Annotated in this window: 22 protein-coding genes; 20 read left to right on the top strand and 2 right to left on the bottom strand. The window is 51.0% G+C overall.

The genetic code is table 11. The features are described from left to right. Positions 1-2 precede the first annotated feature (2 nt). The 18 genes from ACOYNV_RS03700 (at position 3) to ACOYNV_RS03785 (ending at position 21,703) form a co-directional block, all read left to right on the top strand. Complete coding sequence (locus ACOYNV_RS03700) at positions 3-1,424, top strand: glycosyltransferase (RefSeq protein ID WP_422898390.1); 1,422 nt, start codon at positions 3-5, stop codon at positions 1,422-1,424. Next, on the top strand, positions 1,421-2,275 hold the full coding sequence (locus ACOYNV_RS03705; RefSeq protein WP_422898391.1) for an AAC(3) family N-acetyltransferase: 855 nt from the start codon (positions 1,421-1,423) through the stop codon (positions 2,273-2,275). The genes ACOYNV_RS03700 and ACOYNV_RS03705 overlap by 4 nt, the downstream gene beginning before the upstream one ends. A gap of 230 nt (positions 2,276-2,505) precedes the next feature. Further along, positions 2,506-3,462, top strand: a complete 957-nt coding sequence (locus ACOYNV_RS03710) for a glycosyltransferase family A protein (protein ID WP_422898392.1) — start codon at positions 2,506-2,508, stop codon at positions 3,460-3,462. A gap of 57 nt (positions 3,463-3,519) precedes the next feature. Beyond that, the gene (locus ACOYNV_RS03715; protein WP_422898393.1) at positions 3,520-4,704 is read left to right on the top strand and encodes a beta-L-arabinofuranosidase domain-containing protein; all 1,185 of its coding nucleotides are present in this window, start codon (positions 3,520-3,522) and stop codon (positions 4,702-4,704) included. Between the two features lies 1 nt (position 4,705). Beyond that, complete coding sequence (locus ACOYNV_RS03720; RefSeq protein ID WP_422898394.1) at positions 4,706-5,863, top strand: glycosyltransferase family 4 protein; 1,158 nt, start codon at positions 4,706-4,708, stop codon at positions 5,861-5,863. 37 nt (positions 5,864-5,900) lie between these two features. Further along, positions 5,901-6,905, top strand: a complete 1,005-nt coding sequence (locus tag ACOYNV_RS03725) for a glycosyltransferase family 2 protein (protein WP_422898395.1) — start codon at positions 5,901-5,903, stop codon at positions 6,903-6,905. 27 nt (positions 6,906-6,932) lie between these two features. Next, positions 6,933-8,384, top strand: coding sequence for an oligosaccharide flippase family protein (locus ACOYNV_RS03730; RefSeq protein ID WP_422898396.1), 1,452 nt, complete (start codon positions 6,933-6,935; stop codon positions 8,382-8,384). A gap of 4 nt (positions 8,385-8,388) precedes the next feature. Further along, positions 8,389-9,567 carry a glycosyltransferase gene (locus ACOYNV_RS03735; RefSeq protein WP_422898397.1) on the top strand — a complete coding sequence of 393 codons (1,179 nt, stop codon included), beginning with the start codon at positions 8,389-8,391 and terminating at the stop codon, positions 9,565-9,567. 83 nt (positions 9,568-9,650) lie between these two features. Continuing rightward, complete coding sequence (locus ACOYNV_RS03740; RefSeq protein WP_422898398.1) at positions 9,651-11,372, top strand: hypothetical protein; 1,722 nt, start codon at positions 9,651-9,653, stop codon at positions 11,370-11,372. 353 nt (positions 11,373-11,725) lie between these two features. Then, complete coding sequence (locus tag ACOYNV_RS03745) at positions 11,726-12,268, top strand: hypothetical protein (RefSeq protein ID WP_422898399.1); 543 nt, start codon at positions 11,726-11,728, stop codon at positions 12,266-12,268. 119 nt (positions 12,269-12,387) lie between these two features. After that, positions 12,388-13,368: a glycosyltransferase gene (locus ACOYNV_RS03750; RefSeq protein WP_422898400.1), complete on the top strand. Its 981-nt coding sequence runs from the start codon at positions 12,388-12,390 to the stop codon at positions 13,366-13,368. Continuing rightward, on the top strand, positions 13,365-14,315 hold the full coding sequence (locus ACOYNV_RS03755; RefSeq protein ID WP_422898401.1) for an NAD-dependent epimerase/dehydratase family protein: 951 nt from the start codon (positions 13,365-13,367) through the stop codon (positions 14,313-14,315). Before ACOYNV_RS03750 ends, ACOYNV_RS03755 begins: the two co-directional genes overlap by 4 nt. Before the next feature lie 276 nt (positions 14,316-14,591). Next, entirely contained in the window at positions 14,592-15,425 is an 834-nt protein-coding gene (locus tag ACOYNV_RS03760; RefSeq protein WP_422898402.1) for a glycosyltransferase family 2 protein, read from the top strand. A 646-nt stretch (positions 15,426-16,071) separates the two neighbouring features. Beyond that, positions 16,072-16,779, top strand: a complete 708-nt coding sequence (locus ACOYNV_RS03765) for a class I SAM-dependent methyltransferase (RefSeq protein ID WP_422898403.1) — start codon at positions 16,072-16,074, stop codon at positions 16,777-16,779. A gap of 10 nt (positions 16,780-16,789) precedes the next feature. Further along, on the top strand, positions 16,790-18,106 hold the full coding sequence (locus ACOYNV_RS03770) for a lipopolysaccharide biosynthesis protein (RefSeq protein ID WP_422898404.1): 1,317 nt from the start codon (positions 16,790-16,792) through the stop codon (positions 18,104-18,106). 34 nt (positions 18,107-18,140) lie between these two features. After that, positions 18,141-19,172, top strand: coding sequence for a glycosyltransferase (locus ACOYNV_RS03775; RefSeq protein ID WP_422898405.1), 1,032 nt, complete (start codon positions 18,141-18,143; stop codon positions 19,170-19,172). A gap of 212 nt (positions 19,173-19,384) precedes the next feature. Then, entirely contained in the window at positions 19,385-20,185 is an 801-nt protein-coding gene (locus ACOYNV_RS03780; protein WP_422898406.1) for a DegT/DnrJ/EryC1/StrS family aminotransferase, read from the top strand. A 3-nt stretch (positions 20,186-20,188) separates the two neighbouring features. Then, positions 20,189-21,703 carry a glycosyltransferase family 39 protein gene (locus ACOYNV_RS03785; RefSeq protein ID WP_422898407.1) on the top strand — a complete coding sequence of 505 codons (1,515 nt, stop codon included), beginning with the start codon at positions 20,189-20,191 and terminating at the stop codon, positions 21,701-21,703. Between the two features lie 96 nt (positions 21,704-21,799). Here ACOYNV_RS03785 and ACOYNV_RS03790 read toward each other — a convergent pair whose 3' ends face one another. Continuing rightward, on the bottom strand, positions 21,800-22,147 hold the full coding sequence (locus ACOYNV_RS03790; RefSeq protein WP_422898408.1) for a CDC27 family protein: 348 nt from the start codon (positions 22,145-22,147) through the stop codon (positions 21,800-21,802). Between the two features lie 381 nt (positions 22,148-22,528). Between ACOYNV_RS03790 and ACOYNV_RS03795 the strand changes: the two genes are divergently transcribed. Both ACOYNV_RS03795 and ACOYNV_RS03800 read left to right on the top strand, forming a co-directional pair. Beyond that, the gene (locus tag ACOYNV_RS03795; protein WP_422898409.1) at positions 22,529-22,846 is read left to right on the top strand and encodes a hypothetical protein; all 318 of its coding nucleotides are present in this window, start codon (positions 22,529-22,531) and stop codon (positions 22,844-22,846) included. A gap of 95 nt (positions 22,847-22,941) precedes the next feature. Continuing rightward, positions 22,942-23,691: a tetratricopeptide repeat protein gene (locus ACOYNV_RS03800; RefSeq protein ID WP_422898410.1), complete on the top strand. Its 750-nt coding sequence runs from the start codon at positions 22,942-22,944 to the stop codon at positions 23,689-23,691. A gap of 226 nt (positions 23,692-23,917) precedes the next feature. Here the strand turns inward: ACOYNV_RS03800 and ACOYNV_RS03805 are convergent, their stop codons facing one another. Continuing rightward, positions 23,918-24,748, bottom strand: coding sequence for a methyltransferase domain-containing protein (locus ACOYNV_RS03805; protein WP_422898411.1), 831 nt, complete (start codon positions 24,746-24,748; stop codon positions 23,918-23,920). Positions 24,749-24,764: the final 16 nt, after the last annotated feature.

Here is a 24,764-nt window from a genome sequence, read left to right on the forward strand (position 1 = left end):
CGATGCAGACCGATCAGACACACACACTGCTAGTAATTGCCGGCGAATTCCCACCGCTCAAGACCATTGGTCGGATTCGCACGGTCAAGTTTGTCGAACACCTTCGCGCGCACGGCTGGAAAGCCATCGTCGTCACCCTTGAACCATCGGGCGGGGAGCCGAATTACGATTCTAGTCTCCTCGCAGAAATAGGCGAAGGTGTCGAGGTCATCCGCTTGCCGCTGGAAGACATCGAAGCCCGAATCGCCCTGACTGCCAAACGACTGCTCGGTCGTGGCGGTTCTCCTGCCTTGCCCCGAAGCCAGCCCGCAACGGCAAAGGCCCCTCTCCCTGCGCTTGAAAAAAAGCACGCTTCCACCTCGCTCATTGATCGTGCCCACGCGGCGGTCCGCTGGGTTCTCAAGCACTTCGTCTTTATCCCCGACAGCTACGTGCCCTGGGCCAGGCTCGCCACGAAAGAATGTTTGCGTATCTGTGCCGAGCGCAAAATCGACGCCATCTACACGACGTTGCCGCCGTTCTCGAGTGCCTATATCGGCCACGATCTGCGGCGGGCCACCGGCCTGCCATGGATCGCCGATTACCGTGATCTCTGGTACGGCGATGTCCTGCGCGAATGGTTGCCTGAGTGGAGAAAGCGCTATGAGCTCAGGATCGAGAAGCGCCTGTTGCGCGAGGCAGATGTCATTGTCACCGTTTCCGAACCAAAGACTGCCTACATGCAGCGACTCCACCCAAATTTGAAAGCCCGTTGGGAAACACTGACCAACGGTTATGACGACGATATCTACGGAGGGCGCCAAAGAACCCGGCCAGTGGGGCGCGGCCCCATCGAGTTCGTCTATACGGGGCGGCTATTCAAGAACCGTCGCGGTTATGCCTTTGCCGAAGCCCTTGGGCGCCTGCACCAAACCGACCCGGAAAAAGCTGAAAATGTCCGGGTGCGCATACTCGGCGGAGTGGAGCCCGGAATTCGGGCAATTTACGATGAAATCCTGGCTCGCTACACAATCGCCCACCTTTACGATTTTGCTGGCGACGTTAGCTATCACGCGGCCATGGACGCACAGATCAACTGCGACTACCTGTTGCTGATCGTTGATACCGGTGAGACATCCGATGGCGTCATTCCCGGCAAACTTTTCGAATACGTGGCGGCGCGTCGTCCCATCTTCGCCCTCTGTGACCCCGGCGCCACCCAGCAGATTATCGAGCGCGCCGGTCTGGGCAAGGCTGTTCCTGCCGAATCGGTGCAAGCCTGCGAAGCCATGCTGCGCGAATGGCTTTCCTCTCCCGTACCGGAGGAAGTTAAAGCCGATACAGACTTTCTGGCCCGGTTCGACCGCCGTGAAATTACACGCCGACTTGCCATGCTACTCAATGACGTCGTCGCGACTCGGACGGCGAGTCTGGGCCAGCAATGAAAAGCGCTCTCAAAGCCTTGGTCAAGGATTGGCTGGCCAGGAGTATCTGGGCCTACGGCCCGGACGAAATGGTCCGGCAACTGAATAAAATCGGTGTTGGCCGCGGTGCCACGCTGGTCGTTCACTCCTCATGGCGCAGCCACAATGGTTTCCGCGGAAAACCGGCGGATCTGGTCAATGCATTCAAGACTACCGTTGGTGAGGAAGGACTGCTGGTGATGACTTCAATGCCCTACCACAATATGAGTTCCGCCGAATGGCTCGCCAAAGGCAAGCCCATGGATGTTCGCCGCAGCCCTTCGATGATGGGAATGGTATCGGAATCATTTCGCCGCTCGGTGGGTGTCCACCGCAGTCTCAGCGCCACACACCCACTACTTGCCTGGGGCAACGATGCCGAAGCTTTCCTGGCCGGCCATGACTATACCGACCGCCCCTTCGGGCCGGACTCTCCTTTTGCCCGGATGCTTGAGCGCAACGCTTTGATATTGGGATTCGATGCGCCGTTTGCCACTTTTACCTTTACCCATTTCGTCGAAGATCAACTCGGCGATACGCTGCCAGTTCCTCTCTATGAATCTGAACCGCTAGCAGGAAAAATTATTGACAGCGAGGGCAATGAGAAACGGCAATTGGTTCGCGTGATTTCGGCACAGGCCAATCGTTTGCGCCGGGAAGAGCGGCTTGTAGCCCGACTTGGACAGGAACTCTCGCTGCAAAGGGGGCGAATCGGCCATACCTCTCTTGTATGGATTCGAGCCAAAGCGATGCTGGCAGGCGCCAGGCGAATGACGCAGGATGGCGTTCATTTCTTTGATCATCCGAAAACGACATCTGTTGAGACACGTTAAAAGCCTCAGTTTAAACCGTATAAGGCACACAAATGCAAATCGAGAAGTGGCAGAGGGATTGAAATGAGAGTTGGCTTCACAGAGTTTTTAGAAAACTGACTCTACTGGCGGAATATGCTATTAAATTCTTGTAATAATATTTAATCTGCCATGAAAAATGGGATTAGAACTAAGGCTGGCAGTGGCTTAATTTCTTAGGCCGATTAAAAACACCACACCGGAAAGTTGAAATGGACCCGAAAATTACCGCAGTAATTACAACCTATAACCGATGTTCCATTGTTCCTGAAGCAATAAGAAGTGTTGCTGAACAGACTAGGCCGCTGCATGAACTGATCGTTATTGATGACGGGAGCAATGATGATACTAGGGAAGCCGTTCTGAATTCATTTAAAGGCATACCTTTCCCATGTCGATACATTTACAAAAACAATGCCGGAATGGCCACTTCTCTCAACCGGGGCATCCAGGAGTCAACTGGAGATTGGGTTGCTTTTCTTGACGATGATGATCTTTGGCATCGGGATCATATTGAGCGTTGCGTAAATATAGCTAGTCGTTTCACGGAATTGGGTTGTATCTGTGGCCTTCGGGATGAGGGCGGAGAAACGCAAACCGTACTGCCTACTTTGCTAACTACTTATGAGCCGTCAGAACTCGATAGCGCGCTTGTCATAAAAAAAAAGGGTAGATTGATTTCTCCGTTTTTCACACCAGTCGTTGGAACTTCTATGATTAGAAATAAAATATTCGATGATATTCAATTTGATGTGGAAGCAGGAGCCAGGCTTGATATTCACTTTTTTTGGCGTTTGTCCGAAAAAACGTCGATTGGGCTAGAGCTTCGATCACATGGGGTTGGCCGACAATTCAGAACAAGTTTATTGAGCACAGATAAGGGGGCACCACAAGAGCTAAAAGACGATATTGAATTAAGAAGGAATATGGATGAAATAAGAATGCTACGTTTGTTGTTAAGCCAGATTAAACCTGAACAAGCAGCTATTTTTAGAAAAATTTATAGAAAATCTTTAGTGGGGCGATCTTGGCTTTTGCGCAATATGGGACGTTACTCTGACGGATTGCATTGGCTTCGTTCGTGCTGGCGAGAGTGTGACAAGAATTTGGTAATGAGAGAAGCAATACTATGCGGCCTGAAATTAAGGTCGAAAAGTATTTCGTCATGATTTCACACGATGCTGAATGGCTTTGAGCCACCATTTACAACCCTACAAACAAACCGTATGTCAATTATTGAAAAAATCAGCCTCGGGATTAATGTTTTTAGAGACAAAAGACAAGTCTCAAATAGCATCCCAAGAGATAATCTCGAACATCTTCGAGGCGCCATCGCGTGGCTCAAGCATGCTCAGGATGTCACCGGTAATGGCGGCGTTGCGCAAACCTACCTTGTCCGCAGTCGCCGCTGGGCGCCTTCTTACCCCGAAACCACCGGTTACATCATCCCGACTTTCTACCGTTATGCGGCACTGACCGGTGATGCTGATGCCCGCCTTCGTGCACGCCGCATGGCCGACTGGGAAATTGAAATCCAGCATCCTACGGGTGGTGTCCTGGCTGGCGCCTTGGGCGATTCAGACCAGCCCACCATTTTTAATACCGGCCAAGTCATCTTCGGCTGGGTTCGCGCCTTTGAAGAAGAAGGCCATGAACGATACCGTAATGCTGCGGTTCGAGCGGCCAACTGGCTGGCCGAGGTCATGGATAACGATGGATGCTGGCGCCGATTCGGTTCGCCGATGACGGGGAAACAGATCAATACCTACAACACCCGCACGGCCTGGAGCCTGGCCCGTGTTTACGGCATTACCGGCGAGCAGCGTTTTCTGGATGCTGCCGTCAGGAATGCCGAGTGGGCGATGACGCAACGCAATGCCGCAGGCTGGCTGGCGCAGAACTGCCTTCAGGATAACCAGCAACCCTTCACGCATACCATCGCCTATGCCATGCGTGGGTTGCTCGAGATCGGTGCGGCAGCCGGCCGGCAAGATTTTATTGCTGCCGCCGAAGTCATCGGTGACGCCATGCTCGTCGCGTTGCCAACGGATGGCAGGCTGCCCGGGCGCTTCGATGACACGTGGCGGCCCACGGTCAAGTGGTCTTGCCTGACCGGCGATTGCCAACTCGGCATCAACTGGGGGCGCCTCTACCAGATCACCGGCGAACGGAAATACCGGGAAGCCACTTCGCGGATTCTTGATTTCGTCAAACGAACCCAGCGCATTGCCGGCGAAGACAAGGACACGCTGGGCGGCATCAAGGGCTCTTTTCCGATCAATGGTGGCTACCATCCCTGGCAATATCCCAACTGGGCTACTAAGTTCTATGCGGACTCACTGATGATGGACATTGCCAATACTAACCACACGCACCATGGATTTGCCGGAATGCCCGAAGGGAATAACTGAAATGGATCACGTGACACCAGGGAAAATCCTGCTCTACATCCCATGGAAATTCGACATGATTGGGGGAGTCGATGTGGTCGTCGACCGCCTCTGGCACGGCTTGGAGAAGCGCTTCCCGGGTATCTCGGCCATTGGCATCCAGGATTGTCTGAGTCATGGCGACCGCATCGACGAGCAGGGCCGGCAATTCCTGCACCTCAATCTCCCGCCTCCCCCCTCGGCCAAAGGCAGGTTGCCCCTGCGTTACCGAGTCACTCTGGCGCGGCGTCTACCGGCCTTGTTGTACGATTTGCACAAACGCAGCATCACCATCGTCAACCTGCATTTTCCGTCGTTGAATGCGTATCCGCTGGCCCTGTTGAAGGGGGCCGGACTATGGCGCGGCAGAATCGTGTTGTCATTTCATGGCTCGGACGTGGGCGAAATCTTGCCTGCCAGCCCGTGCTGGAGAACCATTGCGGAACAGACGGATGCCATTACCGCATGCTCGGCCGATCTGGCACGGCGAATTGATGAATTGGGCTTGTTCCGGCAGCCGGCGCAAGTCGTCCATAACGGCATCGACTGCGAACGTTTCTTGAAGGAGGTTGATGAAACCGTCTTGCCTGTGGTTAAACCCTACATCCTCAACGTTGGTATCTATGTTCCCCGCAAGGCGCAGGACGTTCTCCTGCAGGCCTTTGCGATAGTGGCCCATAGTTATCCCGAGCTCAAGATCGTCTGCGTCGGCGGTACAGCTTACAACGATACATGGCTTGGTCACCTCAAGGGATTGGCTGGTAACCTGAACCTACAGGAGCGAGTCATCTTTCTGGAAAACCAGCATCAAAACCAGGTGGCGACCTTGATGCGCAACGCCGTCTGCCTGGCCCATACGGCCCATAGTGAGCCTTTTGGCTTGGTCTTGATCGAGGCAGGCGCTTGCGGTGCACCGATCATCGCGACGCGGGTCGGCGGAATTCCCGAGATTATTCCCTCGGCAGAATTTGGCTTGTTGTTCGATGACGGGGATGTTGATCAATTGGTTCGAGCTATTGATAATGTCATGAGTCTTTCTGATGAATCGGAGAAACGTGCCAAAAAGTTCCATGAGCGAATCTTGGGTGGGTTTTCAGCGGAAGCAATGGTGTCGAATTACCTAAGGGTGCTTACTGGATGAACGGTGCACTACTTCTGAAATTAGACTGGGAGGCAATTTGAAACTTCAATGCGTCGTTCTGAATTGGAAAGATGCACCTGCGACGATCCGATGCGTGCAATCCTTGTTAGCTCAAGATGTGGCTATGGAGGAGATACTGATCGTCGACAACGCTTCTGACGATGGCTCCGTAACTATCCTGCAGGCGGCGTTTCCTGAAATTGCAATCGTAGTATCTGAAATCAACCTTGGCTTTGCCGGCGGAATGAACTTAGGCGCTCGCACGGTATTGGCCCGTAGCGACGAAGATGATGCTTTGCTTTTTTTGAACAATGATGCTCTGGTTATGACGAATCTATATCCATTATTGTGGGCCGCTCGGCAACCGGGCGTGGGTCTTGTATCTCCTCTAATTGTCAGCGAGCAGAATACTGAGCATATTGAATTCCAGGGATCAGCGTATGACTGGAAGGAGCCGAGAATTATTTGGTACAACGATGAAATTTCAAGTGCTAATGAAATAAACGGACTGATAAATTCGCCCCGGCTATCCGGCGCGGCCTTGGTGGTAAGCGTCGATGTAATACACAAAATTGGAATGTTTGATGAGTCATTCTTCATGTATTTTGAAGATGATGAATTATCAGCACGTTCACTAAAAGCAGGTCTCAGAAACGTGGTCGCTAGAAATGCGGTGCTTTCGCACACTGGGAAATCCGCGAAATCAGCGCCCCCGCATTACATTTATTACATGAAGAGGAACGAATTCCACTTTTGGCACAAGTATCTTCCCTTTTCCGTTTGGCTTTCTTATTTCTTCCGTTTGTGGGCAGAAGGTTTTGGTAACCTTTCCGACCCCAACTATTCAAATGATCAACGTGAGGCGGTCAAGGACGGTCTCTGGTCCGTCGTCAAAGGATGCCAAGGACCATGGTCCAATTGTTCGAGACCAAAACTCGCCAATTTATTTTTTTCATACCCAGTTGTTTCCGCCCGTCTTGCCGTTCGTATAAGTTATGCCGTTAAGTGGATTATGAACAGGCAGTCAAGAGGTGACCTGTGAACCAGTCGAGAAATTGTTAGTTATCAAATGAAACAAATTGCTTGGGCAACTTTTGATTCCTATGCAGCTTCACTATTGGCGATTGTTTCAATCGCTGTGGTTGGACGAGTTCTTACTCCAAATGAAATAGGGGTTTTCGCGACAGCTTCGATATTTGTAGGGATTGCGACGGTTTTTCGTGACTTCGGAGTTTCCAACTACCTGATTCAACTGCGTAGCATTAATCAGCGCGATATCAATGCTGCCGCGTTTGTGGCACAAGTGCTCGCAATTGGGGCATCGTTGTTAATATTCGTATTGGCTTATCCAATTGCTCAGTTCTATTCGGAACCCAGGCTTGTTCTGGTGTTGGGTGGACTGGCCATCAATCTATTATTGCTTCCGAGAATTTCGATTGTCCTGGCACTCTTGAGGCGGGACATGCGATTCGATTTGCTGGTCTCGGTCACTTTTTTCATGTCGCTGGCACTCAACGCGGGTACTATCGTCTTCGCTCTGCTGGGTGCTGGCTTCATGAGTATGGTGTATGGGGCCATTCTTTCCAATGTGGTGGGTTTATATCTATCGTCACGCAAACGTTTGGTTATTTCTTATAAATACGATAAGTCAATAATAAGAAGTATTTTCTCATTTGGTGTAATGAGTACTTCCAGCAATCTACTTCGTGATGCCCGTTCGTATCTTAACGGGATGGTTCTTGGGAAAACACAAGGGATGGATGTCGTTGCCTATCAGTCGAAAGCTTTTTCGATCATGGCGCTCTTTTGGGGGGCCGTTATGCCAGGAGTTTATTCGTTTACGTTGCCGCATTTTGCAAAGGAAATTCGCGGTGGATGTGACATACGTGCCAAGTTTCTATCAGCGACAGCCAAAACGATGTGTGTAGCCCTGCCTGTCTTGGCTTTCCTGGCCGTTGAGGGTGATGCCCTCATCCTGTTGTTGAATGGACCCCAGTGGGGTATTTCCGCCGAAGTTGGCCGCTTCGTGCCAGCGATCTACCTGATCGGGTTTCCACTAATCGCATTGGTGGGTACGCTACTGACGGCAGGAGGGTATGTAAAGGATACGGTGAAAATTCAGTTGTACTCTTTGCCACCAAAGGTGGCAGTACTTTTGGCGCTTATGTACGAACCTTTGCGCGTCTTCATTATCTACAACGTCTTGGTAGAAATGGTTGTCGAGTCGGTACTCTTTGCATACCATTTGCGGCATCGATTTTGTATCAGTGTTATGGAAGTCTATCGCTCAAGCCTTTCCAGTTATGTTTTGACCGCCTGTTTTGCCGCCGTAATATTTTTTTCCCGCATCGTTTGTGAAGGTGTGGTCGAGAATGCGGTGATGAGAATGGCAATCCAAGGTGGCGTTGGGATTGCGGTTTGGTTTTTTTTGATCGGGCTTTTCTCTAACCCTCTGAGAGAAGACATCGCGGGGGCCTATGTGGCAATTCGGGATAGAATCAAACTTGGATTCAAGAGGTGAACCCATGACATCGTACAAGACCCCCGCACGCATATCGATCGTGATGTCCACCTACAACCGGGCTGACTTTCTGCGAGAAGCCATTGAGTCGATGATTCAACTCAGCCCGCCTGCACACGAAATCATCGTGATAGACGATGGTTCGACCGATGAAACATCACGTGTGCTTGATGAGTTTTCTTCTCATGTCATTTTTGAAAGACAGAAGAATGCCGGAAAATCCTGTGCTATCAATCGTGCCGTAAGTCTAGCGAGCGGTGACTGGATCTGGATTTGCGATGACGATGACCTGGTCTTGCCAGGGGCCATTGGTGCGTTTTCGCGAGGGGTTGAGGTTGATCCAGAGAGCGGTTTTGTGTATTCCGGCTCTGGTTGGCTAATACGCGATGAATCTGGCGAATATCAGCAAAGGTTTCCATCTGCGATCGATTTGCCGCGATCAGAAGAAATATGGGGATGTCTGCTGGCTGGACGATGGATTCCTTATATGTGGTCATTGATAATGCGAAGAGATATTTTCCTGTCGGTAGGTAGGCTGCGCGATGATCTGAGGCGAGTCGAGGATGAGGATCTCGCTTTGCGATTGCTTCGTGTAAGTCGCGGGGTTCCAGTTCTCGATAACACGTATTTATTTCGCCAACACAATGGATCGCGAGGTGCTGGTAAGTTTCGTTTTGCCAACCAGAACCGTGAAATGACCGATATCGCCTTCTTGCAAGCTATTTATCAAGGCGTATATGAATCATTTGAGATTGATGACTATAGGACCGTTCCTTCCAATAAATACAGACTACCCGCCGAACCTATTCTGTTGCGACTGTTGACCATGTTCCGGGTTTGCCTTTGGGACTATGCGCGTAACGACTATGCGTGCTCGCCTAGATATGATCTGGATTCACGGGACATCGCTAATTTCGCTTATAGCATTGCACTTGTAATTGGCAATTTTAATGTGGAAAAAATTAATGAGTTTTTAGCTTCAGGGTTTATGGTCGATATAAAAGATTTTAACAAATTTAATCAGCTCAGAGATCCGATTGTCGCAGGACTGATTAAAGGGATTTATTGGTCGATGGCAGCTGATGCCAAGAATTTACTTTTAATCAATGTTGCGAAACGCATTAGGCCATTGATACTCCTGTTATGGGTCCGAGTGATGTCAAAAATATGGCTGCGGTGGTAATGACCAACTGTACTGAGGAGTATCTTGGCTTCATGACATGTTCTATGTCGATTATGTTTAATTTTTAGAATTGCGAGAAAAGTATGGGCGGCTTTATCGTGTTTCCCAAAGTTGTTGAAGAATTTGTTGAAGCGGTTGAGGAGAGATTCTGCCGTAGTCTCGAAGTGTTCCAGAAAAAAAATCTCGCACTTGGCTCCCGTATCGTCAGGAACAACTTTGTCGCCTACCGCTATTGCAAGCTGTCGTCACATACTGAAAGTGTGGCTGAATTCGACAACGGGGATTTCGCCTTTTGTACCGGAACATTTATTTATGACGATAAAACGGGAAAGAATGCATTAATTCAGTCCTACAAGGATCTTGTTTCTGGCTCGCTTGATGAAAACAAGATTGCTGGCAATTTCCATTTGCTTGTTTATAAAAACGGGGAACTCTGGTCGCTGAGTGATTACTGCGGCTATTACCCGGTTTATATCGATGACGCAAGCAAAGTCATATCGACCTCCTACCTTGCCGTTGCTCGGGTTGGCGGAAGCCCAAAGCTAAGTCAGCAGGGTTTTTTCGACTACGTTTTTCATGGTTTTTTTGTCAACGAGGAAACGCTTATACGCGGTGTGCGCTTGCTGGATAGCCGAAAATTTTGGCGCCACTATCCAACTATGAGTCAAGTAGAGCGAACCCCAGTTTTTGATTCGTTTACTCGAGACGTCAGCCCTTCCGAGGTGGTCGAGAAAGTATCCTGCGAACTGAATGCATACTACGAAAACCTCGTAAAGCTGTTTCCGCAGGACATTGGCTCAGCCTTGTCCGGTGGGTTCGATTCGCGCCACATGCTCGCACTCCTCAGGCACGCCGGAGCTACACCATCGCTTTATGTCTATGGCACTCCGGATACATCCGATGTGCTTGTCGCAAAGGAAATTACGCGAGGGGAAAAACTTTCGCTGGATCATATAGACAAGGGTGCATCGAAAAAAATCGATATCGATACTTTTCATGAAAGCATTGAGCGCAACCTCTATTTTTTTGACGGCATCAAGCCTGTCGGCCTGATCGACGACGGTTCTGATCTGGCAACGCGATTGGCGCGGGCGCGCGACGCCAATTTGCAATTGAATGGCGCTGGTGGGGAAATTTATCGGGAAATTTGGAATATCCCAGACAAAAGCGTGGGCTTGGAAAAGTTTCTGAAAATGCGATTCGACCAAGGCTTCTATGGCTATTGCCACGGTGAATTCAGTGCGGATGCTTATTTCGCCGGGTTGGCAGATAAAGTTCGTGGAATTTTGAAAATCGATGGGGATACCTTACCCCGGCAACAGGCTGAAATGCTTTTCCCATTCATGCGCAATAAGTTTGCGCAAAGCAACAACGCGGCGAATAGTCAGATCAGTCATTCTTTGCTACCGTTCATGGAGCCCAGATTCGTCATCCCAAGCTTCGATATTCCGATCAAATACAAGTATTGTGGCGAATTGCATGCCGCATTGATTCGCGCTGCGGATCCTGCGCTGGCCAAATACAACTCCGCCTACGGCATAAATTTCTCTGACCCGATACCTTGGCTTTATCGCATGCGCCTCGCCGGCGAGCGTCATCTGCCGTTATCGCTGCGACTGATCAAGCGCGCCCATGGTGCCAGTAAGCCGCAAGCCATGCCCTATTTTCTGGAGAAACCTTATATTGAAAGTATCGTTGATTTAAACCATTTGGAAATTTCAGAATATCTTGATATGTCAAAAATAATGAATCCCGAGATACTGTCGCGTGCATTATCGGTTGAACTTCTATTGCAACATTTGTAAGGCGAATGTGATTTGTAACTGTGAATTCATTTATTGTAAAGTCAGGGCAGCATTCGTTAATTTCGGCTTGTCAGAATCGTCGTTGGCTTGATTCACTTTGAATAGGAAAAAGCTGCAACTATTACCGTAGGAAACATCAACAGAGCCTGAATAGATAAGGTAATTCTCCGGCTTTGTCGGAGACTCCCTAGGTTTGACCGAGCGCTTTACGGACGATAGGCTCTTGAAGTGTAACCATTCACTCCCCCTTAAGAAAAGCCGCTAGGCAAATGATACTTATGGCATACTTTGCCGATTGTGGACGACATGACAAACCGGGCAGAATGCATCTAAGCAAGCATGACCTTTTCCAAATGGACGACGAGTGGCTCAAGGGGCTGCCGGCAGAGCGTTTGCTTGAGGTATCGAAGCGTCTGCTGCACGACGTCAAGGAGTTGCAAGACCGGTTGAATCAAAACCCGAGCAACAGTTCGCGCTTGCCGACCAGCCAGGCCCCTTGGGAGAAGTCGGGTGGTCCGGTGGAGAAAGAGGGCGCGCCCGCTAAGACCGGCCGGGCAGACGCCACTGGCGAGCCACTAAACGAGTCGACGCAAGACACGGAAGGAAGCGTCCAGGCGGAGGCCAAGCGACCGACGGCCAAGAAGGGCTCGGGGAAGCGACCGGGCAGACAGCCCGGCAGTCCGGGCCATGGACGATTTCCCGCTACATCAGCCACGGCACCCGCTCTGAAGAGGGCTCCCGCGCCTTCGCCATGCTCGCCAGCCTCATCGAAACCTGCCGGCGTCGCGGCGCTTCCGCCTGGCAGTACCTGGGCACCGTCATCGCCGCCGCTCGCAAGGGCTTTGCACTCCCCTCGATCCCGGCCATCCCGTTTGCGCTATAGGGGGGGTGAATGATTACGTATTAACTTACAATGCATAATAATCTGCTTTGGTTTGAGAAGTCGGAACTTGCCAATCGATTTTACTGACCAATTCCACCGTAACTAACTTTATTTCATTATGGGTTGCCACCTATGGATAACCGCCCCACTTACCGCATTTCCCTTGTTATCCCGGTTTATGCGGGGGAGCGCACCCTGCCTACATTGATCGGAGAAATCGAGCCACTTACTCACCCGCAAACAACACCTGATGGCAATAATTTCGTGGTCTGCGAGGTTCTGCTAGCGCATGATTGTGGCCCGGACCGTTCGGACAAGATCCTCGAAGCGCTCAGAACTCAGTATCCGTTTGTCCAGCCCGTTTGGCTTTCCAGAAATTACGGACAGCACGCCGCAACCATGGCCGGAATGTCCAGCGCTTCCGGCGATTGGGTCGTAACCCTTGACGAAGACGGGCAGCAAAATCCAGCAGATATTGGCAGCATGCTGGATAGTGCTTTAGGCTCATCACTGCAACTCGTTTATGCTCAGCCGATAAATCCGCCACCCCACGGCTGGCTAAGAAATATCTTGAGCCTGGGGGCCAAGGAGATCAGCACCCGATTGCTGGGCAACCGCTCGATTGGCCGTTTCAACAGCTACCGTCTAATCGACGGTGAAATCGCCCGGACACTGGCAGCTTACTGTGGCAATGGCGTCTATCTCGATGTAGGTCTGTTCTGGATTACCGGACGCATCGGGCACTGCCCGGTTCGCTTGAGAAACGAGTTGGGGCGACCTTCGGGGTACTCCTGGTTCAGACTGTTCGGCCATTTCTGGAACCTCATTCTTACAACCGGCACACGTCCGCTTCGATTGATTACGGTGATGGGCTTCTGTTCGATGATTCTGGCCGTCGCCATCGCCGTCTATGCACTGTACGGCAAGTATTATGGTCAAGTGCCTGTTCAAGGCTGGACATCGCTCCTGATCGTTGTTGCCTTTTTCTCAGGGAGCATCCTGACGGCGCTCGGCGTAATCGCCGAGTATCTTGCCGTCACCATGGGCATCGTCATGGGCAAGCCTCTGTATGTGGTTAGCAGCAAGCCGACGCGACCGGCTGTTCGCCAATGACTATCGCCTGGGTACTGGGAAGCAGCGGCCTTCTGGGTGCGGCCCTGTGTCGTGCTCTGCGGCGCAGAGGATCGAAGTTGTTTTTCCCTGTTCAACGTTTTTCCTGGGATAGTGCCCCTGAACTTTCCTCTCAGATTACCGCGGCTGTTCAGTCGTTTTCTGCACAAGTTCGCGTGGCTGATCGATGGGAAATCTACTGGGCCGCTGGCGTCGGGACCATGGGCAGTACGGAAGAGGCTCTAGCGCCGGAAACACGCGCTCTTACTTTAATAATCAAGCTTCTTGAAGCTGAGCCGCGCCTTATGGCAGCACCCGGCGCCATTGCCTTTGCCAGTTCTGCAGGTGCAATCTACGCTGGCTCTTCGGACGACATCATTACCGAGAATACTGACGCAGAGCCAACGACCGCCTATGCCCGTGAGAAACTCAGACAAGAAGAATTGGTACGCTCATTTGCGCTTGCGAACGATGGAACTACGGCACTAATTGCCCGAATTTCCACGCTTTATGGTCTTGGTCAAGCCACCGGAAAGCAGCAGGGCCTTTTGTCGCATATTGCACGCAGCATTCTACGGAATAAGCCCGTACAGATTTATGTCCCGTACGATACAATCCGCGATTATATTTCTGCCGACGATGCCGCCGCCTCGATGGTCACAACGTTACGTACAACAAACGAAAGGCCGCACGTTCTCCTCAAGATAATTGCATCTGAACACCCCGTAACGATTGCCGAGATTGTCTCGATTTTCAAGAGAATTGCGCGGCGAACTCCGCGAATCGTTACGAGTGCAAGTAAGCATTCCACGCTGTATTCTCGGCGGGTGCAATTTCGATCAATAGCATTCCTAGAATGCGCAAAAACACCAACAAAGAGGCTCCCTGTTGGCATTGCCCAACTCATGTCGGCAGAGCGTGCTGCCTTTGTACGAGGACGGGCGTCATGAAGTGTTCGAATAAATGAGGCGCCGACATTGCCTTTGAAACACTCATTCCGGGGCACTTTGTATTTGGAACATATCCCAAGAGGCCTTCCTGTAGACCGCATGTATAGGCGGTCTACGAACCGTATTCATGAAGAGTGGCGTCCTTATTGGATTACCGGTCTACTGCCATGCAGAACGCCTATTGGAGCGGCTTCCAGGCGGGGTATGTTGTGTGCACCCCAGCTCATCACCCACAAAATCAAAAATGGTTACTTCTTTTTTATTGGTTAACGAAAGATGTCAAATCCACTTGTTTCTGTATGTATCCCAACGTATCGGGGTTCAGCCTTTCTCGCTGCGGCAATAGACTCAGTATTGAATCAGTCGTATCAACACTTTGAGATCTGGATTCTCGATGACAATTCACCGGACGACACACCGGCAGTAGTCTCGCGTTATTCCGACTCGCGAATTACCTATCTGCGCAACACGCACAATCTAGGCCCTGAAGGGAATTGGAACCGTTGCCTAGAGCTTGCTCAAGGCAAGTATTTCAAACTGCTACCCCACGATGATGTGCTTGCAGCCGACTGCCTTGAGAAACAGGTGATGGTACTGGAAGCGGACAAGGCGGGTGAGATCGCGCTGGTATTCGGATCAAGGGAAATCATTGATCCAGAAGGCCGGGTGATGATGATTCGCGGACTCCCGGGGGCTAGGGCAGGCCGGATTGAAGGGCGCAAACTGATAAAACGCTGCATCCGTGCCGGAACCAACCTGATTGGCGAGCCGGGAAACGGGTTATTTCGTCGCGAACTCGTCAAGCACGTTGGGGTATATGACGCGACCCATCCTTACCTTGTCGACCTCGACTATTGGTTCAGAATTCTGGTGCACGGGGATGCCCATTACACGTCTACCAGAACTTCCTCGTTCCGTGTCTGCCCGGGCTCCTGGAGCGTTGCGATTGGCGGCAAGCAGTATCGGGACTTCAAGGGGTTTGTCGACAAATTCCAGGCTGATACAAAATTTCAAATATCGCGTACAGATCGTGCGATAGGCCTCGTCAGGGCACGTCTGAACACCGTAGCTAGGGCGCTTGTTTATCGGTACCTCTTTTCCGGGAAATGATGACGCTAGAAGATGAGTTGGGTCGTGACTCGAAAGTGGTCGCCACTTTGCTCTGTGAAGCTTACGCTCAAACACAATTTCAACGTCAATTCGTATTCGTCGGGCAACAAAATTCAGCAATTGGCTGCATGATTGAGGTGAAACTTTCCCCACGCTAGTTCCAATTCTTGCAGTTTGTCATGGGCATGATATTAAAAGGATTCAGCAAAGCGAAACATTCAATACTGCAGGGTTTTACATTGACTTTCTTCTTAGTAGCTCAAGCTCTCGAAAATTCGGTTTTCTTCTCAATTTCAGGTTAAGGATTATCATGGACGTCAAAGACCAAATACGAACAGAGCCACAATCAAGGTGCGTCGTTTGCGGTAGCACTGGGGCAATAAAGTATCGAGACTTGACTGATCACCTTTTCGGCGCGCCAGGTTATTGGTCTATCAGAGAATGTGGTAACGCGGCCTGCGGTACCCTGTGGATGGATCCACGCCCCACCTTGTTGGACATCGGTAAGGCTTATAAGAATTACTTTACTCACGGGGATGGTCATCAGAGTGCATTTATCAGGCGTACGGTCCGTGCATTAGCAAAGGAAATCGCGGGGGGGCAGTATGGATTCCGGCGAAGCGGCTTCGCATGGCCCGGAAGATACTTGGCGGTCGCTGCTGCAGCCTTGTATCCGGGGTTGAAGGATCATATTGACCTTCAAATTCGCTATTTACACGCATCTTCCATGGGGAACGGCAATATCTTGGATGTGGGGTGCGGCGACGGGGAGGCGTTGGAGATTCTTCGTGATCTCGGCTGGCAGGTATGCGGAGTGGATTTTGACCCACAAGCAGTCGAAACAGCCCGTAAGAGCAATCTGGACGTCCGACAGGGCTCCTTGGCCGATGCAGCCTTCTCTGATGAGGCCTTCGATGCGATCACATCCTCACATGTCATTGAGCACTTGCACGACCCTCTCGCGTTCATCGTTGAATCGCGCCGCGTTTTGCGCACCGGTGGAACTTTAGTGACAGTCACTCCTAATGCGCAAGCTTGGAGCCACGAAAAATTCGGCGCTGACTGGCTAGGTCTAGACCCTCCGCGTCATCTAGTATTGTTTACCGCAGAAAGTCTTCGGAATCTGGCAGAGTCGGCCGGATTTCGAAACGTGCGAGTGTCCACAACGGCTCGCGCGGTTGCGTTAACCGAGATTGCTAGCAGCAAGATTCGCGATGAGGGGCAATACCAATGGGGGAAATGGCCGGGAATTCTCACATGGTCACGCGCGCAGACCATCCAGTATCTAGCGTCCCTATCGTTGAAATTTGGGCGCATCCAAGGGGATGAACTCGTTCTCATGGCAACGAAATAGGTGCGCGTCCATGGGTGACCTTACCAGCTTACGTAAGGATCGAGGAGTCAAGGCACGAAGGACGGGCGCCTTGGGCATAGTTTACCAAGGGGTCTACGCAGTGTCTCAACTTGTGGGCTTGGGCATGCTGGTGCGTTATGTGGGCAAGGAGCAGTATGGGTTGTGGATGACCGTGCTGGCAGTGGCTGCATGGATACCTATGGCTAACTTGGGGCAGACAAGTGCTCTCTTGACCAATCTGGGTGCTGTGGCACTCACGGACCGGTCCGCCGCCAACAAGATGTTTTCCGCGAGTACCTTGTTGGTGGTGGGTTCTTCGACCTTGCTGATTTTAACCCTGGTTTTGGCGAACCCCTTTATACCTTGGGGTACGCTTCTCAATGCCGAGGGTGTAGCGACCGATTCATCTGTTGGCGACGTTACCGTAGCTGCGCTTATTGTATCTCTAGCTGCCTTGCCGGCTGGAATGGGGGCATTTGCCGTGTTTGCTCACCAGCGGGGCGATCTCGTGCACATGATTATGAGCGCTGATGCCTTGTTCAGCCTTGGGGCTGCGGGAGTCGCCATCTGGTTGCACCAACCACTATGGTTGGTTGGCGCTATCACTCTATCGGGGCCTCTACTGGGCGGGATTACTTTATGGATTTTGGGTCTGGCCAACGGTTTGGTGCCACGTACCCGATGGGCCCTCGTGGACTGGAATACGCTCAAAAGTGTGCTAAAGGCCGGATTCATGTTCCTTCTTGTCGACACGACAACCCTAGTTTTTCTGCGAACTCCAGATGTGATCGTAGCGCATATACATGGAGTTGACGCTGTAGGTCCTTTTGCCTCAGTAGGTCGCCTGCCACTCCTGATGATGGCAATATTTTTAGCCCTGTTACTACCGTATTGGCCAGCCCTCTGCGAAGCAACCCACAGAGGAGACCACGGTTGGGTTCGACGAATAGCCTTACGTACCCTTGTAATGATCATTGGACTTTGGGGTTTAGGAGCTATGGGCATATGGTTATTAGGAGCCTTCTTCGTTCATTTATGGACTGGGTCTTCGGAATTTTCAAGTCCCAGTCTTATCGCTGCAGCCTGTGTCCAATCCCTTGGTCTAGGGTTGTTAGCTTGGCTTTCGGTATTCCTTAGCGCACTTTCCCTGCAACGCCAGTTGGTGCTGGCTGCGGGGGTTGCATCATTGGTATTCTTGCCCTTGGCCTTTTACTTAGGAAATCAGTTTGGTCCTGTGGGGGTAGCGCTGGCGCAGGCTGGCGCCTTGCTGTTTTGCGCATTTCCGTTAGGAGGAATGGCGCTGTATCGCAAATTGGCGCAAGGATAACCTGGCCTTCTACTGTCTTAACTAATCACTAAACATGACAATAATCGATTTCTCCCCAATCAAAATTTCTGTCGCCATGACGACATTTAACGGATGTCCATATGTTGAATCGCAACTCGAATCCATGGCGGCACAGACGCGGCTGCCCGATGAAATTGTCATTGGCGATGATCAATCGACCGATACCACAGACCAGGTAGTGAACGCATTTTCTCGACGTCACCCCAATATTACCGTTCGATTTGAGCGTAACAGCGAACGTCTTGGTACCACTCGCAATTTCGAACATGTGGTGAGGCGTTGTTCTGGGGATGTGGTGGTATTCGCCGATCAAGATGATCTTTGGATGCCCAATCGTTTGGCCCGCCTATTGGAAACATTTGCTGCTAACCCGAAAGCGGCTTATGTATTCTCGAATGGCTTGTTGATTGATGAAGGTAATCAATACCTCAATGGAAGCTTGTTTTCAAGCGTCTATTTCACCGAGGAAGAACGAGCGCAATATCGGAACGGTAAGGCTTTCGAAGTTCTGCTTCGCCACAATTTTGTCACTGGTGCGGCACTCGCTGTTCGAAGCGAGCACTTGACAAGAACTCTCCCTTTTCAGTCCGGTTGGCATCATGACTATTATCTTCCCTTCGTTCTTGAACTAGCTGGTGGTGGCATTTTATTGGACGAGCCGCTTATTCAATATCGATGCCATAAAGCGCAGCAAGTAGGGGTGGCAGCCAGCGAGAGTGTGGATAGAGTCCTGGCCTATGCGAAAAAGCAGAGCGAAGCCTATTGTCGCCAAGATGCAGAGAGTTTTCGAAAACTTAAGAAACGCTTTATCAATATGAATGTGCCTCCCCACCATCCCATCATCACTGCCCTGGATGAGAAATCCCTTTTTTTTGATATGCGCGCAGATATGCGCTCCGACCCTCGATCGGCACCTAAGCTTCTTTGGCAAGCTTGGGGCAAGGAATATTATGTGCGCTACGCACTTGGATGGAAGCAGGTTGTAGTTGACATAGTCGCCAGTGTGATCGCTGCCATGTCGCTAGAATCTAGAAATAAGTCATAGTCGCGTAGGACAAACGCTCTACTACTTGCGGCGTTGTCAGGGGTTCGAGGTGACGAATTATTGTGATCCAGGTCAAAAACGATCAGCAGTGAGGCACGCTGAACGCAGCCTTGTTTTATTCAGTTTCAAAACGCAGGGCCATCTCGTGTTTTACAACCCAGATCAGGCAGGAGCCTGGGTCCATTTTATGAGTAAAAAGCGGGTCAATTCTAATGAGCGTTGAGGTTAAAACCTTCTGCGTCAGGATAGTTGTCCATTTGCCTGATTTAGACTACGGGCATTTAAAAACATGGGACGAGGAAGAGGGCGACGTGAAACATCCGAAGAATCTGAAGCAGAAAGTGTTGTCACCGATGATGGCGCCGAGATACGAGGCGGTGACGGTTCTGGCGCGGGAGTACAAAATGACCACGGCGACGCTATATGCGTGGCGGTGCTGGGAACCGGGGTGGTGTTGCCCAGCGATGGTCGGAATGCGGAGCAGTGGCGCGGATCGGCCAAATTTGCCCTGGTGCTGGAAACGGCGGCTCTGGCCGAGGCGGAGTTTGGTCAAACTGCCGAGCTCAGGGCTTTATCCGCAGCAAGTCCAATCGTGGCGATCGGCGAAGGCGGATCGGCAACGTATTCGGGAACGGGAAAAGGATCTGGGCCGCAAGGCCCGGGCCTTGGCGGAAAAGGCCGGAACGGTGCGTCGCCCAACCGTGCCCCGCGAGTGCGTGCATAACGCACACATGTATTACCTGCTCTTGCCGAGCCTGGATCAGCGTACATCGTTTATCGAACGACTCAAAAGCAAGGACATTCATTCGATGTTCCATTACATCCCCTTGCATTCATCGCCTCGTGGTCTGACGATTGGTCGAGCTGTTGGTGATATGACGAACACGGACAACGCGGGTGAGCGGCTGGTTCGCTTGCCGCTGTGGCTGGGGCTTGAAGAGGAGCAGACAGAGGTTATAAGGAAGGTCATTGAGGTGGTCGATGAGGCTATTAGCCGGGTCAAAGGGGAATAACCAATGAATGATCGAGTAAGTACTTATGCGAAATCAGTTCCACTGAAGACAATTTACTTCACTATAGTTCTCTGCTTTGTATCAACATTTATTTTGGGGTGTTTTGTATTCACGATAGAGGCTGATGAGTCTTGGATGCTCATGAGCGCCATGAAGGCTTTTGGAATAGAACTGGTCGAGACAAGTGCTTTAGATGATCCAGTCACAACGAGCGGAGGTGTTTATTTAGCGATTCATGGATTAATGGCTCTATTGAATGTTGATATTTTGCACCATAGATTTGTATCGGTTTTGTTCTCTGTAATCTTGCTTTGCTTAGTATTCCTGGTCGCGAACTATTATTTGAAAGACAGGATTGCCGCCGCCGCAGGGACGGCAGCGTTTGCAGCATGTCCAGGGTTTCTATTGCAGTCATCACTGGCAACCGCCGAAATCATCGCAACCACCGTTCTTATTTTGGCGATGTTGTTCTGGATCAGGTTTGGTGCCAAGTCCATCTACTTAGCTATCTTCGGCGGCCTGCTGTTCGGGCTGGCCTGCGCAACGAGGACGACCTGCTTGGCGATTTTGCCGGCGATCCTGATTTGGTCATTTATTTTCCATAAGGGATGGGCGGCAAGGCTGCTGTATCCCATCATGGCGATATCGGTGGCCGTCGTTGTATTTACTGCGTGCAAGAGCGCCTATTATTATGCGTTCGACGGCACTCTCTGGGATCGTTCCCTTTTTGGTTTGGATGCGGCCACTGGCATGGGTCGCTCCTTCGAAGGTGGTCTGCTCCGAATGAATTATCTGTTGGTGAGCGACGGATTCTTCCCTGTCTTAGGTATCCTCGGGCTAGTAGCCTGGTATGTCATCCGGCTAATGTCATCGGATGATCCGGAGATCATGCGACTGTGCGGATTTCTGTTGATTGCTGGTATTGGCGCATGGGCCGCTTGGGTGCTGAAGTCGCCGATCGCGCACGTACGATATCTTTGGCCGGCGATTCCGTTGGTTTGGCTGGCCGCCATTCTTCTTGGCTTGACGAGCCTGAAGCGCGTGAAGAACCCAATAACATTCCGGGCAGTCCATGCGACCATTATGTGCTTTTGTTTGGTCCAGGGGCTCTTCAACATACGCATGTTGGCAGTCGGAGAAAGCCTGACGGTTTTGTACGAGTTTGCGCGAATGGCGCCGCTTGCAACTCCACGGGCGTATTTTGCTGCCCGAAATGATCAGGAGGCCATCATACGGGCGGTCAGAAACTTGCCTACATCGGGAAATATTTACGCCGTCGTGGTACAGGCAACCTATCCGATAACCTATGCTGCTGGGCGCACGATCAAACCTTTGCGGACTGCACAGAGGGTATCTGATGGTGACTTTCTAATCGTAGTACCGTCAGACCACAACATATGGGAACCCTCATGGGATCTTATTGGATGGATACAGGAAAATACACTACTGCTCGAACGTCATGGTAACTATGCGCTCTATGCTCTGCGCCAGGGGGCATCGACACCACGAATGCAGTAGCAACAAGCCTCTTGGGAATTCTGATTTCAGGGTACGTATGCTCCGGCATTAGTCCTCTTTGGATTATACGATTTGAAGTGAAGCGCCGAGGCCAGTTTACTTTTTGCGCATACGCTCGACTTTGTTACGCAACCCCGACAACGTGTAACCCAACCGGTAGGCATTGTCGCTATGTCCCCGCGCCTTGTCGTACTCTCCCAACTGGATGTAGGTGTGTGCGAGAAAAGCCTCAGCATCGGGAGCATCGCTTTCCTTTGCTTTTTCATAGCGAAGCAAAACCTCAAGTGCCTCCTTGGCTTTCTTTTCTGCAAGCAGGGCTTCGGCCATGGTGAAGTAAGATTCACGGCTTGCCGGTTTGGCGTTGATGCCCCGGTTCCACATTTCCACTGCCTCTTGATGTTTGCCTTGGCGATTTAGCGCTGTGCCATAGTGAGCGGTGACCAACGAGTACTTGTGTTAACAGGGTTGTCTTTACGCAGAAATCTGGCGTTGACGGTTCTGGAGCGTAGAAACAGAAGCCGGGTTTAATTTTTTGTTTTGATTTTCAAGCATGACTAAACCGGTTCTGCGGTTTGCTGCCCGCAGGGCACCCGGCGGATGGATTGCATCGCAATCCATCGTCTGGCAAGCGAAGCGCGGCAGGAAAGGGGGCGAGGGATTGTCAGCCCCGACACCGAGGCAAGTGGCAGCGCTCGACTGGCGAGAACTTGTCCGCATTGCTTGCGTGGGTGGGGGGGTGGCGTCAGAGCCGCTAATGCGGTAGATATCTGACCTGCCGGTGGAAACACAGGCACGGCATCAAGACTAACCGCCAAGCCAGACCCGATGCCGCGCCCACAGCTGCGACGACTTGAAATGCTGCCATCACTAAACTCAAATTGGCAAAAAATGATCGGAAAACTGGCTCACGATCTGGCAGTAGTGCTAAAGTTGATTCCCAAGGCAGATAAGATTGAGCACGAAGGAATTGCATACGTTATTGGCGATGATGGGGATTCTGTGGGGGCTAGCCGCGTGTGGGAGATACAGCGTAAAAGCTACTTGACGCCTGCTCGTTTGGCGGAAGGTTTTGTTGACAAAGGAATCGTGGCTACATTTGGAGAAATTGAAGCCACGCAGTTGCAGTTGTTCGAGCGACCATGAATGATGGGGCGTTATTGACTATCTTTACCCAAGCAAAAAAGCAAAAACTGCGTTTAACCAGCAATTGAAACGTTTTACAGGAGTTCCATTCTGATATGAAATTTAGGCCTCTAATTACCAAAGGCATTGTGCGAAGAGCTTTGACCTTTTTGATCTGTTTTTTCGGTGCTTCAGGGGCGGCCAATGCGGTGGGCCCTACGGAGTATGAATGGCTTGCCTGGCCGGATTTCTGCAAAGCTGGGTTTGTCGGAAGTTCCTGGTCGCCAGCCGTTAGTTCTTTCAAAGGAAAAATGTCAGATGCGCAAGCCACAAACCTTCGTAGTATTCAGGAGACCACGGTAGGAATTCCGGGGGTACACCACTTTTGCATGGGTATGACCTATACAAATCGTGCCAAGACGATGGGTCGAAATCAAAATGTCCGCGAGACTCTCGGCAATGCAATCAATGAACTTGAATATTCGTTTTCACGCATGACTCCTGCCGCACCGCGATACTCACTGGTTACAGCTTATTACGGTACGGCGCTGTATCGTTTAGGCAAGCGCCGGGAGTCGATGGATATGTGGAACAAGGGGATTGAAGCCAAACCGGCTAGCCGCGAATCCTACTTGGCCATGGCGGAAGCCTTGCTTGCGGAAAAGAAGGCGAAGGAGGCACTTGAGGTACTGCTTCGCTACGAAAACGCAAAGGATAGCGACGCGCCTGATGCCGAGGCATTTCTCGCGCATACTTATATTGAGTTGGGCATGTACGAAAAAGCACGCGAACATGCCGATAAAGCGTATCAGTTTGGTTACCCGTTACCGGGATTGCGAAACAAGCTCGCGCGCATCGGCAAGTAGGTTTGGGTGGTGGTTTGTCTCGCATGCTGCGCGATAGAATGTTAAAGGAAATTTCATGCCGTTCGTGTTTATTATCAACGCCCTTGGTAAAAACCACCAGCTTTAGCCGGTGACCTTGCCCTTCAATTTTTTGACTCATGCGCGTTTAGCGGGGCCGCAGTTTGACGACTTTAGGCGTATGGGGGCCGTTGCGCGCGCTAACCCACCTACTTTAGTAGGTGGTAGTTTAGTGCGCCTTGATGGCGAACAGCCATGAGCCCCGCGTAAATACATGACCGACAAAACGCAACGGTGGCAATAACCTGATTGCCCTGACTACAAGTTTGTTTAATGTTCCAATATTTTCCGTCTGCAGTGTGTCGAAACGGTCCAGGCAGCGGAAATTACGGTGTTCAAAGTATGCTTTTAGCGAGTAGTAGGAAAACCAGTTAACCGCAGGGTATTTGCAATAATTGACGATTTCCTGCCGGGTGGTTATGGCGAGACGCTCATAGTGGCGCTTCAGGAAACCGGGGTACCAACTGTACAGTGGAAGACTGAATTCATCTTGGATCGGACATAAATAATTCGTCGTGCTAACGTAAAGAAGCCCACCCGGTTTGAGGATTCGCATACCTTCGTTCAGGCAACTCTGCCAATCGGCAACGTGTTCCAGCAATTCTGGCAGCAAAGCAATATCCATTGAGGCATCAGAGTACGGTAATTCGGTTGCTGAACCGATATCGAATTGAATGTCAATGCCATCATCTATGGCCCTGGCTTTGGCAATTTCGATGAGTGGGGCATTAACGTCGAGACCAAAGACTTTATGTCCTAATTTTGCCCATAGTCGGGATTGGGTCCCCGTGCCGCAACCAATATCGGCGACGTGCATTTTTATGCAGTTTTTGTCTGTATTCAATTTGCTGAGTAGCCATAACGTCTTGTCTCGCACCAGCGTAAAACGCTGGACAGTTTCCGGGGTGAGTGATTCGAGTGCGTAATAGTCAATAAAATTCTGGTCTGATGAATGATCCCAGGTCATTTTATTCTGGGGGTCCGGGGAAGTAGTTGGCATTTTGCTTCTCCATCAG

It is taken from the genome of Propionivibrio sp. (assembly GCF_049316945.1).
Classification (GTDB): domain Bacteria; phylum Pseudomonadota; class Gammaproteobacteria; order Burkholderiales; family Rhodocyclaceae; genus Propionivibrio.